Annotated in this window: 15 protein-coding genes; 5 read left to right on the top strand and 10 right to left on the bottom strand. The window is 42.8% G+C overall.

Features of this window, described 5'->3' with window-relative positions:
* Positions 1-79 precede the first annotated feature (79 nt).
* Together RDV52_RS05460 and RDV52_RS05455 are read right to left on the bottom strand one after the other, a co-directional pair.
* On the bottom strand, positions 80-400 hold the full coding sequence (locus RDV52_RS05460; RefSeq protein ID WP_004366617.1) for a helix-turn-helix domain-containing protein: 321 nt from the start codon (positions 398-400) through the stop codon (positions 80-82).
* A complete protein-coding gene (locus RDV52_RS05455) occupies positions 384-737 on the bottom strand; it encodes a helix-turn-helix domain-containing protein (protein ID WP_004362427.1) in 354 nt (117 codons plus the stop codon). Before RDV52_RS05455 ends, RDV52_RS05460 begins: the two co-directional genes overlap by 17 nt.
* A gap of 221 nt (positions 738-958) precedes the next feature.
* On the opposite strand from RDV52_RS05455, the gene RDV52_RS05450 reads away from it, so the two are divergent.
* Both RDV52_RS05450 and RDV52_RS05445 read left to right on the top strand, forming a co-directional pair.
* Positions 959-1,237, top strand: coding sequence for a helix-turn-helix domain-containing protein (locus RDV52_RS05450; RefSeq protein ID WP_004366619.1), 279 nt, complete (start codon positions 959-961; stop codon positions 1,235-1,237).
* Positions 1,238-1,274: 37 nt separating this feature from the next.
* Positions 1,275-1,577: a helix-turn-helix domain-containing protein gene (locus RDV52_RS05445; RefSeq protein WP_004366620.1), complete on the top strand. Its 303-nt coding sequence runs from the start codon at positions 1,275-1,277 to the stop codon at positions 1,575-1,577.
* Between the two features lie 49 nt (positions 1,578-1,626).
* On the opposite strand, the gene RDV52_RS05440 is transcribed toward RDV52_RS05445, so the two are convergent.
* Positions 1,627-1,986, bottom strand: a complete 360-nt coding sequence (locus tag RDV52_RS05440) for a hypothetical protein (RefSeq protein ID WP_004366621.1) — start codon at positions 1,984-1,986, stop codon at positions 1,627-1,629.
* 14 nt (positions 1,987-2,000) lie between these two features.
* Positions 2,001-3,236, bottom strand: coding sequence for a site-specific integrase (locus tag RDV52_RS05435; RefSeq protein ID WP_040556886.1), 1,236 nt, complete (start codon positions 3,234-3,236; stop codon positions 2,001-2,003).
* Between the two features lie 708 nt (positions 3,237-3,944).
* On the opposite strand from RDV52_RS05435, the gene RDV52_RS05430 reads away from it, so the two are divergent.
* Entirely contained in the window at positions 3,945-4,886 is a 942-nt protein-coding gene (locus RDV52_RS05430; protein ID WP_223381159.1) for a hypothetical protein, read from the top strand.
* A gap of 36 nt (positions 4,887-4,922) precedes the next feature.
* On the opposite strand, the gene RDV52_RS05425 is transcribed toward RDV52_RS05430, so the two are convergent.
* The 3 genes from RDV52_RS05425 to RDV52_RS05415 all read right to left on the bottom strand — a co-directional run bounded on the left by RDV52_RS05425 (position 4,923) and on the right by RDV52_RS05415 (position 7,339).
* Complete coding sequence (locus tag RDV52_RS05425) at positions 4,923-5,528, bottom strand: YiiX/YebB-like N1pC/P60 family cysteine hydrolase (protein ID WP_040556888.1); 606 nt, start codon at positions 5,526-5,528, stop codon at positions 4,923-4,925.
* 19 nt (positions 5,529-5,547) lie between these two features.
* Positions 5,548-6,087 carry a zinc-ribbon domain-containing protein gene (locus RDV52_RS05420; protein WP_004366627.1) on the bottom strand — a complete coding sequence of 180 codons (540 nt, stop codon included), beginning with the start codon at positions 6,085-6,087 and terminating at the stop codon, positions 5,548-5,550.
* Positions 6,088-6,346: 259 nt separating this feature from the next.
* Positions 6,347-7,339, bottom strand: a complete 993-nt coding sequence (locus tag RDV52_RS05415) for a malate dehydrogenase (protein WP_004362472.1) — start codon at positions 7,337-7,339, stop codon at positions 6,347-6,349.
* Between the two features lie 656 nt (positions 7,340-7,995).
* On the opposite strand from RDV52_RS05415, the gene RDV52_RS05410 reads away from it, so the two are divergent.
* Complete coding sequence (locus RDV52_RS05410; protein ID WP_004362470.1) at positions 7,996-8,619, top strand: HU family DNA-binding protein; 624 nt, start codon at positions 7,996-7,998, stop codon at positions 8,617-8,619.
* Positions 8,620-8,764: 145 nt separating this feature from the next.
* On the opposite strand, the gene RDV52_RS05405 is transcribed toward RDV52_RS05410, so the two are convergent.
* The 3 genes from RDV52_RS05405 to RDV52_RS05395 all read right to left on the bottom strand — a co-directional run bounded on the left by RDV52_RS05405 (position 8,765) and on the right by RDV52_RS05395 (position 14,863).
* Positions 8,765-10,282: a porin family protein gene (locus RDV52_RS05405; protein WP_004366629.1), complete on the bottom strand. Its 1,518-nt coding sequence runs from the start codon at positions 10,280-10,282 to the stop codon at positions 8,765-8,767.
* 205 nt (positions 10,283-10,487) lie between these two features.
* Positions 10,488-12,812: a replication restart helicase PriA gene (priA, locus tag RDV52_RS05400; protein WP_004366630.1), complete on the bottom strand. Its 2,325-nt coding sequence runs from the start codon at positions 12,810-12,812 to the stop codon at positions 10,488-10,490.
* Positions 12,812-14,863 (bottom strand): HD family phosphohydrolase, encoded by a 2,052-nt coding sequence (locus tag RDV52_RS05395; protein ID WP_004366631.1) that lies wholly within the window; start codon positions 14,861-14,863, stop codon positions 12,812-12,814. The genes priA and RDV52_RS05395 overlap by 1 nt, the downstream gene beginning before the upstream one ends.
* 172 nt (positions 14,864-15,035) lie before the next feature.
* Between RDV52_RS05395 and gltX the strand changes: the two genes are divergently transcribed.
* Positions 15,036-16,553 (top strand): glutamate--tRNA ligase, encoded by a 1,518-nt coding sequence (gene gltX, locus RDV52_RS05390; RefSeq protein ID WP_004362466.1) that lies wholly within the window; start codon positions 15,036-15,038, stop codon positions 16,551-16,553.
* Positions 16,554-16,563 lie beyond the last annotated feature (10 nt).

Here is a 16,563-nt window from a genome sequence, read left to right as displayed (position 1 = left end):
TTATCATCACATTCAAACGGCAGCCCCCGACTTGTCATTACGACAAAACGGGGGCTTTGCTGTTGCGTACAATCCGAAATTACGTGCCTTTGGACGGTCTCTTCCTTTTTCGTTTGAGGTTCTCCGTAAAGTGGGTTTGCATAAAGGCAAGGATTTCCGATTCCAAATACCACGTCTTGTGGTAAACGATGTGGAAAGGAAGTGTACCCGATGCCCGATAACGTTGCAAGGTGCGCTTGCTGATTTGGAGCATCAGACAAACCTCTTGGTTATCCAGCAGCGGTTCTCCATCTATCATCGGACGTTGGGGTATGTCGGCAGTCGTCTGTTTCAAGTCATCGAAACGCTTCATGATGCGTTCCATCCATTCAAGGAAAGTCTCTCTATCCAATAGTTCCATTCTTTATCCTCCTGCTTTTAAGTTCGAAGTTATGCCGTAGCTCTTTCAGATTTTGAGGATTGCAGTACAGGCTCTTGTTGCGTATCGCCTTCTCGATGTCATGCAGGTCGTAGTAGCAACGCCCATAAATCATCTTGTAGCTGATTCTGTCCGTACTGCGCATACGCTGAAGGGTACGCTTGCTGATACCGAGGATCTCGGCTAACTCATCGTTGGTAACAAGGCGGTTTTCGTACTCTATCTTTGCCTTTTCCTCTTTCTCTACATAACGGAGGATTTTCTCTATCTTGCCCATCAGTTCGTGGTAGGCTTTACTTTCAATTGTTATGACATCCATGACGCTTTGAATTTGATTATGCTGCAAAGTTCGGGAGTTAAAACCGTCCGGATTGTATGCTAAATATGTACTGAATAGAGATTTTTCTGCCTGATTCCAAAAGCCATACGACAAAAGCATCCATATCGAAGCCACAAGTACGCAATAAAGGAAATGCTGGTCTTGAATACTTACGCCATAAGTACATTTGCACAAAGTGTAAAATTAAAACAGACAAGGATATGGAAGTAATTACAATCGAGAAGAAAACGTATGAAACCATGATGGAACGTTTTCGTATTTTGGCTACAAAAGTCGATGCCCTGTGTCGGGAAAGTGATGAAAGACGTATGGGCAGGTGGCTGGACAATCAGGATGTCTGTCAAATCCTGAACATCAGTTTGCGTACCTTGCAGACCTACCGTAGCAACCGAATGTTGCCCTATACGCAAATAGGGTATAAGATGTTCTACAAGCCGGAGGATGTCGGAAAGCTGCTCGAACAGTCCTCCGCTTTATGACCAATGAATAGTATCACCACTAAATCCGATGTAAAATATGGACAACGATGTAAAGACCAAGAACAACGAAGAGATTGCGCACTTTCTCAACGCGAGCGACCGCATGATAAAGGGAATAGATGTCCTGCGGAAAAAGAACAGACCTCTGCTTAACGGGCATCGCTATCTGACGGACGATGAACTGTCCCGCCTGTTGCATATCAACCGGCGCACGTTGCAGGATTATCGCAACATGGGAAGAATCTCCTTTGTTAAGTTAGGCGGAAAGGTACTCTACCGGGAAGAAGATGTGGAAAAACTGTTGCAGGAGAATTATCGCCCTCGGTTTGAGAAGCCTTGACAGAGAAACAGGCAGTAAGACAAGAGTTTCTTACTGCCTGTTCTCATATTTAACTATACCATCCATCTTTGTTGTAACATACAAGTAGCGGAGTGGTAGATTTCTTTTGGGTAAGTTTCCTGATAGCCCATTTGCGGAAGAGTTGGGCGTGAGGAGAGGCAAAGCGAAATGACAGCATCGTAATCATTTCAAGGTTGTATAAATCCACCGAACCATCCCTAAACAATAGCGTTTGCATTACCTCATCTTCCCTGAGCAAGCCCTCTTTGAAGATAGACTTGATGTGGCTGTTTACCTTGCCGGAGAATACGCCGAACAAATCGGCTATTTCGCAAGCCGACATCCAAACGGTAATTGTCGGGATATGTATTTTTCCTTTCTCTCCGATGGTTATGATTTCTCTTTTCATCGTTCGTCCTCCTTTTATATAGTGATACCATTGAACTGCTCTATCTTACCCAGTTTGTCGGAAAGTGCCGCCATGTCCCGACTTTCCTTTTCGTGGGTGATTTTGGCGTAAATCTGCGTGGTGCGGATATTCGTGTGTCCGAGCATCTTGGAAAGGGTTTCGATGGGAACGCCGTTGGTCAGACAGATTTCCGTCGCCATGGTATGGCGGCTGGTATGCCACGTAATCTCTTTTTCGATACCGCAGAGTCCGATGATTTTCTTGATGTTCTTGCAGGCGGTAATATACTGCGGAACGGGCAGGAGGTAATCCTCCTTCGCCATGCCATCGTACTTCTCGATAATCTGCTTCGGAATATCCAAAAGCATGATATTGGACTCCACACCTGTCTTTTGTCGCTTGGTCATAATCCAGAGTTTACCGTCAAAGGAAGTCTGAAGGTTATCTTTGGTCAGGTTCTTCATATCGGTAAAGGACAAGCCGGTAAAACAGCAGAAGACGTACAAGTCCCGAACCAGCTCCATTGATTTACGCCTGAATTTCAAATCCAACAGCCTGCGGATTTCATCCTTGGTCAGATAGTCCCTGTCGGTACTCTCGGCGGATATGCTGTAATCCACGAACGGGTCACGGACTATCCATCCGTGATTCTGGGCAATGGTAATCATACGGCGCAGGGGCATCATGTAAATCCATACCGTGTTGTTACAGCATTGCTTTTCGGTGCGCAGGAAGATGTCAAAGTCGATAATGAAAGCCGGAGTGAGTTCTTTCAAAGCAATGTCGCTGACACGGTAGCGGTTCTTGATGAACTCCTCCAGATGCTTATAGACCGTGCAATACTTGTGGTAGGTGGATGGGCATCGCAAGCCTGCATCGACCTGTTTGAAAAAGTCCTCATTGTGCTGGGCAAAGACTTTCAGCAAGGTTTCATGCCGCATTTCCAAGCCCAAGAAAGCGTTCTTCACTTTCTCGGCAGTGACATAGTTATCCCGCTCGGCTATCTCCTTGTATTTGGCATTGATGCCGACACGTATCTTGTCCAAGAAACGGTTGGTTTCCAAGGCCACGGTACTTTTTCCCGAAGCTCGGTTGCTCTTGATGTCCCACAAGTCGGGATGGATGTCGCATTTGCAACTGAACTGGGCTATTGTACCATCAATGGTGATACGACACATCACGGGAACGGAACCGTTCTTCTTGGGGGCGTTCTTTTTGAGGTAGAACAGAACCTTAAACGTACTACGCATAACTCTGACTTTTTACGGTTTACAAAACTATTCATTGTCAGGTTATTTGTTGCTATGCAAAACATTGTTGTTCAATGGTAAAGAAACAGTCTGCAATTTATTTGCCTGTTTCCTTTCATCGAAGTACCTTTGCGGGAGGTAATCCCCGAAATTCAGGTCGGATTTTGCACTGTTCGCTACCGTTTTTCCCAATCCTCACTTGCAAAGGAGGTGGTAATGTTTTGGTAACGCTGCTCTGTCCGAAGTTGGTACAAACCCGTCTTTTCGAGGTTTTGCGCCGAAAGGCTCAAAAATCAGAACTGACTGACTCACAAATCATTCACGCTATTTCGCCTTTTCTTGAACCTTGGGGATAGATTTTAGTAGAAAAGTATATACTTTTTACTCAAAAAGTATATACTTTTTAGGCAAAAAGTATATACCTTTTTTCAGAGAAATCTAATGTTTTTATAAATAACTGAATATCAAACGTTTGCAGACATCAGTAAAAACGCGAATTTTAGTATATGGAAACGACCTGAAAAGATGGTACCTGGCAGGCATTTGTACAGTTTGAGGTAAATGGGAGCTTTGCAGAAATCTCGTTATAAAGTATTATGACAAGACGCATTTTCTGTAGGTCTCCATATAAAAACAAGCAGTCTGTCTTGTCAATATAGCAAAAATGTATTAACTTTGATGCCACATTACATACGGAAACTATCGGATATGAAGAAAATTACTTTACTTTTATTACTGCCTTTCGCTGCAGTTCTATCTGTGTGGAGCCAGTCCACCTTTACTATTTTCCCTAAGTTCCAAGTAGGCGACACGCTTGTTTATGACGCGGTGGACAATACTAATGCAGCTGTACAAAAAGCGATGCCAGAATCAACTCTGAGCCGCCGAAGGTTTTATTTAATTGTGAAAGAAAAGGACAATAAGGGAAACTTAAAAATAGATTATCAGATAAGCGAAATAAAAATTTACGAGAAAGACAATACGAATAAAGCTATTTGTCTTGTTAATGGTGCAGAGAAATTTTTAGAAAACGACCTTAAGAATAAAGCTATTCGTTTTACAATTGATAGCTCTGGACGTTTCCAAAGTCTGGATAACAAAGACGAAATAGCAGAGCTTTACTTGCAAAGAATATGGCCGGACGTTTTGGAGTTAGTGAAGAAACAGACAAAACACAAACCAACAGCAAAAGAAATAGCAGAAGCAAAGGAAAAGATAAAAGCGCAACTTAACATTCTGGACGTATTTGAGGAAATTCCTGCTCTTCTTAAATACTACGGGCAACCATTAATGGAAGGAAAATCGGAGAATGTAGATTCGGTTACAACAAAATATACTGTGGCACGTTTAGACGATGGTACAATATGGCTGAAAACTAATATAGACCTTTTGAACGGTAATGAAACCGTGGCTAAAGATAACCCTGGAGAGGAGTTTCTTAAAGATTCCAATTCGGAGGAAGATGACGATGATGACATGGACTTAGGCATTACGGCAACAAGCGAGGAGGAATATAAATATAACACAGAAGGCATTGTAACCTATTTGAAAGAGACAGTTCAACTCACGAATAAATACGAAAGTAGCGAAAGCTCTGCACTGCAAGGCGGAATAACGGTAAGGTTGATAGAAATAAAAAAGAAGCGATAAAAGACACACTGGACATAAGAACTAAAAAGCATCGAACTACTCCAGGTTGATGCTTTTTATTGTATTTCCCATCGTAATATCCGAAGGTAAGAGGCTGGTTTTACGGAGTCCTAACACATTTATATTATGACGTCTTCCTTTCGATATGTCTATTCCAGCAGAAAGATAAGCCCGCCATACCAATTCGGTGCAATAAAACTTGGTTGTATCTGCCATATCGAAATTATCGTCGAAAGGAAAACCTATTTTGTGTAACGCATATTGCACTGCTTTTTGTGCAATATAAGCCTTGCAAGGCACACGCACTATCTTCGCTTTTGCGCATCTATCGCTTTGAAGATATGCACTGATAGGCTCAGATTTCACAGTATCTGTATTATTATCAGACTCCCCAGGAACTGCATGTACAACTTTCCAACCATTCTTTGTATTAAAAAGTAAACCTACATGCGAGTAGTTATGGCGGTCTAATGCCATGACCATTGCACTTTCGGCACTTCTTCCTTCTCGAAAAATAAGGTCTCCCTTACGCAACGACAACGTATCAATATAGGCAGCAAGATTATTCGTTCTTTGCTGCCTATGACAAGACATGAATAGCAAAACTGTGGCAGACAAGACTGCAAACAGCCCACACTTCATTTTATCTTTCAAAGTATCGTTAAAGACCAAGTGTCTTGTTGGTCTTCTTCATATCACCAAGTGCTTCCTTATCGAGCCCAGATGTAAAGACGTGTCCTAAAATACCGAACGATACCATCTTGCTTTTCGTCCCATCTTGCAGAGAACCTATGCTGAAAATAAAATAATTGCTTACATCTAACTTAGAAACGAGCACCTTGTCTATGAAACCTGCACCTAAAGACGCATATACTGTAGCTTCGCTGCCACCTTGTTGTTCCAAGACTTTCATTAATTCTGTGTGAATAGCCTCAACATGTTTAGTCTTGCTGGGGTTCGTGAAACATAGCAACAGAAGGACTGCGACGGGAATAATAATGCGCCAAGCCTTTTTAGGAATGTTGAGTAACTTTTCTTTACCTGATTGTTCCGTACAACAACATTCATGATTATGTTGGACGTTCTGGCTGCTTTGATTTGTTTGAGCCGCTTGACCATCTTCTTGTTGTGGTGCACCACATTGAGGGCAAAATTCAGAACTTTCGTCGATTAGAGTACCACATCTTTTACAGTATCCCATAATTATATTGCTTTAAAATTATCATAAAAATTCACTGGAATAGAAATATAGCCTACGTGAATAGATTTATAAATTGCCTTGTTTCGCTACAAAGGTAACAAAAAAATAAGTAATAGATTAAGATGACAGGATTTTTCTTGTTTACACACAAAAAAAGAGTGAGTGTATCAAAATAGAATCACTCTATTGAGCCTCCTCTTTGACACACCCACTATAAATTATTGACTGCCATAAACCTTATGGCTCGTAAACTCTTTTATTAGAGATTTGCATTATCTTTCTTCCATTCTGCGACTGCAGGAATAATGCCAAGACTTACAATCTCATCGCGCATCTTGCAAAGATGTTCGTAAGAAGCCTTCAAGGCAGCCATTTCTTCTTCGGTTCCGGTCGGCAATTCGTAATGAACGCCAGTCTTGTCGATTGTAGTTGGCATAGCCATCATTACGTTCTTGAAGCCGAGACGGTCGTCGTTTACATAGCAACCGGCAGGAAGCGTGAACTTTTCGCCACCCATTGCAGCCTCAATCATTTTAACTGCGTTATATGCCGGGCTTTGGAAAGAGCTGCGGCCACGAAGTTTTATGATACGTGAGCCACCTTGGACAGTGTCGTGCTTAATTTCTTCCCAGCGTTCTTTGCTAAGATTCATTTCCGACAATGGTTTGCCGTCAATCTTTACTTGAGAAGCAAAAACAGCCATTTGTTCGCCATGTCCACCGTATGTATGTGCACCGGTAACCTTATCTTGTCGTACACCAAACTCCAAAGCCAAGGCTTGTTGCAAACGAGTTGAGTCGAGGGCAGCCAAAGATGTCAGTTGGTTTGGTTTTAATCCAGAGTGAATTAGTGCTGTAAGCGCCGTAACATCTGCCGGATTGAAGATAACAACAACGTGCTCTACATCTGGGCAATACTGTTTAATGTAATCGCCAAACTCTGCTGCGATTTTACAGTTCCCTTTCAATAAATCTTCGCGGGTCATTCCTTCTTTACGTGGTGCACCACCAGAAGAAATAATATACTTAGCTCCTGTAAAAGCTTCACGAGGGTCAGTGGTCCAGGTTACATTTGCTCCGGGGAAAGCACAATGTGCAATTTCATCAGCAACACCATGCAAACCAGGCTCAAAAATATCGTAAAGACAAACGTTAGGAGTAAGTCTTAATGTTAAAGCTGTTTGCGCCATGTTAGACCCAATCATACCGCCGGCACCGACGATAACAAGTTTCTCGTTTGTTAAAAATGACATAATATATATTGTTTATGTTTAAAATGAAACGTTTAATTGATTATCCAACCTTTTATACCGCAAATTTACAAAAAAGAAATAGATAATTGCAACTTTACCAAAAGATATTTGTTATTTAATGTAAAAAACTTAAAGATACCATCTCTGTATTGCAAAAGCACCAAAAAAGTTTGCTATTCGGTTAGCTTTCTGTGCAATTTGGTAGCTTTACAAGCTCAAAACGAAAACAAGCTAACAATATAAATACGGAACAACGGCATTCGGTTTCGCACGTTCCTCATACCTTTTGAAAAATACAATAACAGCTGAGAAAGGAAAAGATATTAGCGAGAGAAACATGAGAATACGGGAGTGCAATAATTTTCTTATGACATTCCTTCGTTTTTCTTAGGAAATTGTTGTATTTTTGTACGTATCAAACCATAATACTTAAATTTAAGTATTTATATACTTAACATCAAGTAGCTATATACTTAGACTTAAACAGATATCTACTTAAATTTAAATAGTATGACGCAATGCACATATAATTATGATTTCATAGGTATATAAATATCATTGCAACAGCATCTAAATACTGTTACAACGACATTTAAATACGAATGAATAGGTATTTAAACAGAACAGAAACCGAGAAATATTTAAAAAGAAGAGTTATGAGTGTAAATTACAAGCTGTTGAAGAACTATAGTACATCGGCAAAAAACGCCGAATATAGGGCAGTTATTATTGAGAACCAGAAGATAGGACTAAGGCGCATTGCCGATGATATAGAGGGAACTATGTCGCTTACAAGTGCCGATATAGTGGGGGCGGTGGCTGGTTTGCGCAATGAGATAGTCCACCATCTACAGTCTGGCAACAGTGTACACCTGCCGGGGATTGGCCATTTCTCGCTCGCGGTAAAGGGCGACGTGTACGAAGACCCGCGCACACATCACCACAGGCTGCGCAATGCCAAAGTTCGCACGGTGAAGTTTCGTCCCGATAAGGAAATGATGGAGGCACTCAGGTACATCGAGTTCGTAAACACGACCTACAAACACGGCACATCGGAAGTACCCACGAAAGAAGAAATAGACGAAGCAGTTGAGACCTTGCTTGCCGAAAAGCCTTTCTTTACGGTAGAAGATTTGCGTCATCAGCTAAATCTATCCCATACATACGCCTATCGTGTTACGGCACAATTGGCAAAGGCAGGCAAGCTTCGCAACATTGGCACAGGGCGCACCAAGTTGTATGCACGAGGTGAAAAGAGGGGGGAGAGTAATATAGAATAACGAATAGATATAGATATAATAAACTATTAGAGCCTGTCTTCTTTTATTTGTTTTTATTGCTTGTAAGTATTTTGCTGCCGTTCCTTGTGCTTTCGACAACCGATGAGACAAATAAAAGCAGACAGACGCTAATGGTTAATCGGCATTAAAGGTTTATGTCGAGCCCAACTCCGAACACCTTGTTGGTGCGTGTAAACTGGTCGGTGTTCTGCACTTTCACTTCTTTGATGGTCGATTCGTATGCCTTGTCGAACTTCTCGTAGTTCGTAAAGAAGTAGGCTATGTTCAGATGGGCATTTTTTGCCACCTTGATTTTCGCACCGAAACCAATGCTGTGGCTGCTTGTTACGAAACTAAGGTCGGAAAGATAGCTGCCGTCACCCAGTCCGTACTTGGTGCGTTGCACGCCCGCACTCAGGGTAATGCCTGGCTTTACGTCCCATTCGACACCCGCAAGATACTCGCGTGTATTGCTCGAAAGCAGGCGTTGCTTGTTGTTTGCCATGCGCGCATCCTTGTCGAAATAGTAGTGATAGCCTGCTAACAGACGCAAATTGTCTAAAACTTCGTACTGTGCGCCTATCGAAAGCAAACCTGGAAGGTCGTTTGGCGTGTTCACACCGTCCTTGAACTGTCCGGTATCGTCGCGCTTCGTGTTGTTCTCTATGTTGAATTTGGTTGTAAACTCGTAGTGTGCTGCAAGGTTCCAACGCCCCGTCTTATAGTCGATGCCAATGATTGGCGTTATGCCCCAGCCGCGTTGTGTACAGTCTAAATACTTGTCGGCAAAGTTCTCTCTGGTCTTGTTCAGCTTGTCGGCGCCTGCCTGATATTGCTTTGCAGCACCTTCGTAGCGTGCCTTGTCGGCAGGATTGGTAGCTTGGCCTGCCATTTGCCGGCTCTGAATTGCCAACTGCGTCAGCGCATTGGCTTTTGAACCGAAGTAGTCGTAGAGGTTTTCCATCTGTCCGTTTATGTTGGCAGATATACCAATAATGTTGCCTTCGTACTTGTTGTATATGTAGTTGAAGCGTGCACCGCCATAAACAGCGAGTTTGTCGTTTACCTTATAGGTTGCCCCCAGCTGCAATCCGAAGTCGTATTGCTGTCCGTGAATGTAGCTGCTTACACTATATGCAGGTGTCGCAGAGCCGAATCCCTGTTTGGCAAGCAACGCAGGAATAAGCGCAATCTGGCGTTCGAAGGTGGGAAGACCAGCATTGAAAGTAGCCTTTCCTCCCCCACCTACTATGCCGAAACCCATTTGGAAGCCCCACTTTTCGTAGTTCTTGGCAATTTGGAACGATGGGAGGATAGGCACAGACGCCTTTCCTTTAAACTCTTTGATACCCTTATCGTTGCCCCCATTCAGTCGGAAAGGCTGATAGAAAGGTGTGCCTTGCAATGCAGGAACGGTCATTCCGGAGTTGATGGTACGGGTTTGATAAACGTTCTGCACGTTGAACGAAATGTGCAGCCCCATTGGAAGGAAGGCTACACCTGCAGGATTGGAATAAACTCCATCTATGCCGATGGCGCCATCACGTGCTAAGCTACGTAAGAATGCAATGCTCTGGTTGGTATTTGTAAGTAATCCGCCTGCCTTAATACTCGTTGACGAGGCAAACAAGGCAAGCATTAGAATTAATGATTTCAGTCTCATAATTTAACTTTTCTTGTATTAATATGATTCAAATTGGCTGCAAAGTTATATGGATTGTCCTATTCTACCAAATTAATCTGCACATATTTTCCCGATATGTGTAATTAAACGATGATTGGAACAAGATGTTATATGTATTTTCCGTGGTATGTATGACTTGCCTGAACAGGAGCGTTTGTGCGCATTAATGTTACGATGTACACCCTTACAAGGGATCCACATCGAAGTAAATGGAGAGTACGCCGTAGTGCTTTTCCTTTATCATCGTGTCTCGTATAGAACGCAAATACTGCTTTGCCAACTTGTAGTCGAGTCCGTTTTCGAGTTTCAGCATTATCTTTCGTATATGTAAGGTCTTCACGCGCGCCACAGATGGTTTGTCGGGACCGAGCACTCTGTCGCCAAAAACTTCATGAAGACGTGATCCAAACTCTAAGCTTGCCGATTCGACAGTGTCGTTGTTGTGATGTTTAAGGTATATATATATAAGGTGGAAGAAAGGCGGATAGTGAAAGTCTGCGCGCTCTTTGAGCTGCGATTTGTAGAAAGCCGCATAGTCGTTGTTCACTACTTGGCGAATAACGGACAGTTCCGGGTTTCGTGTTTGCAAGATGACCAATCCTTGTTTGCCCTTTCTGCCGGCCCGTCCGCTAACTTGCCCCATCATGGTAAAGGCATGCTCGTAGGCGCGGAAGTCGGGGTAGTTCAGCATATTGTCGGCATCGAGTATGCCCACAACCGACACACGGTCGAAGTCTAACCCCTTTGAAACCATCTGTGTACCTATGAGCAGATTGGTCTTGCCAACCGAAAAGTCGTTTATCAGACGTTCGTAGGCATTCTTTGTACGCGTTGTATCCAAGTCCATACGCGCTATACGGGCATCAGGAAACACGTTCATTATCTCGTCTTCTATTTTTTCCGTACCATAGCCACGCCCCTTCAAGTCCTTGCATTCGCAGTTTGGGCACTGTTCGGGTACTCGTTCGGTATAGCCACAATAATGGCAAGTAAGCACGTTCATGCTTTTATGGTAGGTCAAAGATACGTCGCAGTTGGGACAATGTGGCACCCAGCCACAGGTGCGGCACTCTATCATAGGTGCAAAGCCACGCCTGTTCTGAAACAGAATAGCTTGTTCGCCACGTTGCAGTGCTTCTCTCACGGCAGCAATTAAGCGTGGGGAAAATGGTCCGGACATTATTTTACGCCTCCGAAGGTCTTTAATGTCCACTACTTCTATTGCCGGTAACTGAATATCCTTATACCTTTGTGATAAATTAACCAGCCCATACTTTCCCAATTGGGCATTTCTGTAACTCTCAATCGATGGCGTTGCAGTGCCTAACAGTGTTTTGGCTCCGTACATTTGTGCCAGAACAATAGCCACAGAACGTGCATGATAGCGAGGAGCAGGGTCTTGTTGTTTGAAACTTGTCTCGTGTTCTTCGTCTATAATTACCAAACCAAGTCGCTGGAAAGGCAAAAATACAGCACTCCGTGCACCAAGGACAACTTCGTATGGCGTATTGGAAAGTTGCTTTTTCCATATTTCTACACGCTCTTCGTCGTTGTATCGGCTATGATAGATGCCAAGTTTGTTGCCAAAAACACGGCGCAGGCGATTGGTAATCTGCACCGTCAGGGCTATTTCGGGCAGCAAATACAACACTTGCTTGTGCTCTTGGAGAGCTTTAAGAATAAGATGTATGTAGATTTCGGTCTTACCCGACGAGGTAACACCGTGGAGAAGGATTACATTGTGTGCCATTGCTTGCAACAAAATCTTATCGTATGCAATGGTCTGTGCTTCGTTTAAAGAGTGTATGGCGTTAGGCTGTGTTCCGCTATAATCGTTGTTTAGTCTACCAACTTCTTTGCAATAAGTTTGCAAGATTCCCTTATTTATCAAGCTATTTATTATTGCAGATGAACTATGCGTAATGTTCCTAAGCTCTTCTTGCGACACTGTCTTTAGCTTGTTGCCATTGATGTTAGTGTTCTGTGAAACATCTAAGGTAACTAATTCAGGTTCGTCTGCAATACCACTTAATTGTAGATAAGATGCAAGAATCTTCAGTTGCTTTGGTGCACGGGCAAGACTGTCGAGTGCAATATGTAGTTCTCGTTCGCCACGAAACTGTTTTCCCAAGCAAACATACACTTCTGTGCGAGGTTTGTAGGCATCTTCTGCCTTCAGTCCAGAGGGTAATGCCGCTTTGTAAACATCTCCGACAGGCGCCATATAGTAGTCGGCTATCCAGTGCCAAAGCCGTAATTGCTGTGGCAATAGCACTGGACTATCATCGAGTACAGAGAGAATACTTTTATATTCTATTGCTTCACCTGCGCCATTCTTACAAGGTTGGTCGGTAGGACTGGCATTACAGATTCCTATATAGGTCTTTGTTCTGCCAAAAGGAACCAGCAAACGCCCCCCCGGCACTATCTTTTCGAGTAATGCTTCGGGCACAACATACGTAAAAGTGCCCTCAAGCGGGAGAGGCAGAATAACTTCTACGTATTTCACTACGACTTCAATTCGGGATACTGAATGCGTGTATGGTAAATAGATTTCAGACGTTCAATAAGCACTTGCTTGGCTATGCTGACGTCGCGGAACGTAATTGGACAGTCAGTAAAGAAGCCGTTTGCCATCTGGGCGTCTATAAGCTTATTCACCAAGTTGCTTATGCTCTCTTCGGTATATTCAGGAAGCGAGCGCGAAGCAGCCTCAACAGTGTCGCACATCATTAGTATGGCTTGTTCACGTGTCCATGGATTGGGACCAGGATAGCGGAATGGCGCATCGTCTATCTCCTCATCGGGGTGCGCATTCTTGTAGTTTATGTAGAAATACTTCACCAATCCCTGTCCATGATGCGTCGTAATGAATTCCTTTATAACGTTAGGAAGGTTATATTTCTCTGCCAATTTTAATCCCTCCGTAACATGTCCGATAATTATTCTGGCACTTTCCAAGTCGGAAATCTTGTCATGTGGATTAACACCTGCCTGGTTTTCGGTAAAGAAGACTGGGTTCACCATCTTTCCAATGTCGTGGTATAATGCTCCCGTTCGTACAAGTTGGCCCTTGGCATGTATCTTATTGGCAATCTCAACTCCAAGATTTCCTACAGTAATAGAATGTTGAAATGTTCCAGGAGCCACCTCACTCAGTTTCCGCAACAGTTCGTTATTAGTGTTAGAAAGCTCGAACATCGTTACCGTAGACACAAAACCAAAGAGTTTTTCAATGACTAACATTAAAGGATAAGTAAAGAGAAGGAAGAAGCCATTGACCCCAATGTGGAAGTACATAGCCCCATCGAGTTTTGAAAAGTCGTCTGCCTGTATAAGCTGAAGCGCTAAATAGATTGCCGCAGAACCGAACGTAACGAGCAACGCTGTAAGAAATATCTGACTTCTTTTCGATAATTCGCGAAGAGAAAAGATTGCAATAAGCCCCCCTACAAGTTGGACCACAATAAACTCGTATTGGTATCGTACCGCAACTGCCGAGAGTAGAATTGTAACGGCGTACGAAATGAATGCTGTCCGCGAGTCCATAAACACTCTTACAAAGATGGGCGCCATTGCAAAGGGAACGATATAAATACTGAAAATGTTATGTTTTATCATCAACGAAGTTATTATTGGGAAGATGATAAGCAAGGCGTATAAGAACAAAATAGACCCTGGCTTGTCGAAATAGTCTTTACGGAACAGCGTAATGTATAGCGTAAACAATACAACAAGGATTATAACGTAAATTGTTTGTCCTATAAGCGTAGACGTTATCTGGTCTTTCGTTTCATTTCGCTTTTCGGTTGCCTGTTCGAAAGAGTAAAGGACACGATATGTATGGGCATCAACAATGTCGCCACGGTCTATAATTCGTTGTCCTTCCAACACCATTCCAGAAGCCTGCGGAATAAAACTAAGCATGTCGTTCATCTCACTTTCGCTACGTTTCTTGTCGTAAATAAGATTCGGCTCAATATATTCGTTCAGGTTACATTGTTGCAGCACAGAACGTTTGCTGCTTAATTGTTGCGCAGTAAAAAGGTTTTCGTACGCACCAAGCGTAGTAAGAAGTTGCTTGACAGGTTTGATTATAGCCTGCTTTCCCTCTACTACATGCACAGTGTTATTGCTATCCTTTATCAAAGAAGTAAAGTTTGCAGAGTTTAAGATACCAATTTCGTAGAGTTCCCGTAGCCTTTGCGCTACAATTTCCACATATTCAGACGGCAAGCCAGGAATACCGTTCTTATAATCTTTACGAAACTGCTCTATTTTCTCCTTTCCTATGTTTTCGTTTAAATTGAAATATGGAACGAAATTCTTCATAATAGAGTCTCGTTCGTTCTTCAAAGTCTCCTCACTCTTAAAAATAGGGAAATCAAACTTGGCTATAAGTTGTCCGTACATCCACGGCTTACCTTCATCATAGTGATACATCTTGCCTTGCGTACGTGGCAAAAAGGCAATAATAACAGCAGTGGTAATGAGTACTAATATGGCTCTTGCGACATGACTTCGCCAGATAATATTATCGGAACTTGTGAATTTTATCATCTTTATTCTTTATTTACGGTATAACATTGTTGTGCAATTATGCTTCTAATGTATTATATCAAGGAAAGAGACCAATATTAGTCCATTCCAATATCAGTATGCGAAAATACAAAAAAAAAGCCTTATAATCGAAAAAAATGCTTATTTTTGCACAAAATTTTGATTTTGAACGATGGCAGAAAGAAAAGTAAGAGTACGCTTTGCGCCCAGTCCTACGGGTCCGTTACATATCGGTGGCGTACGCACAGCTTTGTATAATTATCTCTTTGCACGCCAACATAATGGTGAATTAGTATTTAGAATCGAGGATACAGATTCAAATCGCTTTGTTCTTGGTGCAGAAGAATATATCATAGAGGCTTTCCATTGGCTGGGAATTAAGTTCGACGAGGGTGTAACTTTCGGCGGAGAGCATGGCCCGTACCGCCAAAGCGAACGCCGTGACATCTATAAAACTTATGTAAACCAGCTCTTGGACAAGGGGAAAGCATACATAGCATTCGACACTCCAGAAGAATTGGAAGCTAAACGGAACGAAATTGCAAACTTTCAATATGATGCCCGTACACGAATGCAGATGCGCAACTCGCTCACACTTGCCGAAGAGGAAGTTAAAAGAATGATAGACGATGGCGAACAGTACGTTGTTCGTTTCAAGATAGAACCGGGAACAGAAGTCCATGTAGACGATATGATTCGTGGCGATGTGTGCGTCAAGACCGACATACTCGACGACAAGGTGTTGTATAAGAGCGCTGATGAATTGCCGACCTATCATCTTGCCAACATTGTAGATGACCATTTAATGGAAATAAGCCATGTTATTCGTGGCGAAGAATGGTTGCCAAGTGCTCCCCTACATGTTTTACTGTATCGTGCTTTCGGCTGGACAGACACCATGCCACGCTTTGCACATCTTCCTTTGTTGCTGAAACCCGAAGGCAAGGGAAAGCTGAGCAAACGCGACGGAGACCGTTTAGGCTTCCCAGTATTCCCTTTAGAGTGGCAAGACCCTAAAACTGGCGAGATAAGTTCGGGCTATAGAGAATGCGGATACTTCCCCGAAGCGGTTGTAAACTTCCTTGCTCTCTTGGGTTGGAATCCTGGAACGGAACAAGAACTCTTTACCCTCGACGAACTTGTACAAGCCTTTGATATTGCGAGATGTTCTAAAAGTGGAGCTAAGTTCGACTATCAGAAAGGCATTTGGTTTAACCATGAGTATATATTGCATAAGAGTGATGAAGAAATAGCCGGTCTTTTTGCTCCTATTGTAGCAAATAATGGTGTAGACGCAACCATGAAACAGGTTACGGAGGTAGTTCATTTAATGAAAGACCGTGTGAATTTCGTACACGAACTTTGGGACCTTTGCTCATTCTTCTTTATCCCTCCAACACAATACGATGCCAAAACCGTAAAGAAACGCTGGAAGGAATACTCTGCAAAACAGATGACAGAGCTTTCTCAAATACTGGCTGATATCGGCGACTTCAGTGTAGAAGGACAGGAATCTATCGTTATGAAGTGGGTAGAAGAGAAAGGATATAAGCTTGGCGACATTATGAATGCTTTCCGTTTAGCCCTTGTTGGTATTGGGAAAGGACCTGGAATGTTCGACATTTCAGCCTTTCTTGGGAAAGAAGAGACCTTGCATCGTTTGCACAAAGCCATCGAAGTGTTGGGTTAAAACGCACCAT

The sequence above is a fragment of the Prevotella nigrescens genome (genome assembly GCF_031191185.1).
In the GTDB taxonomy this organism is placed as follows: Bacteria; Bacteroidota; Bacteroidia; order Bacteroidales; family Bacteroidaceae; genus Prevotella; species Prevotella nigrescens.
The sequence above is the reverse complement of the archived record's forward strand: the minus strand, read 5'-3'. Positions and strand labels throughout refer to the sequence as shown.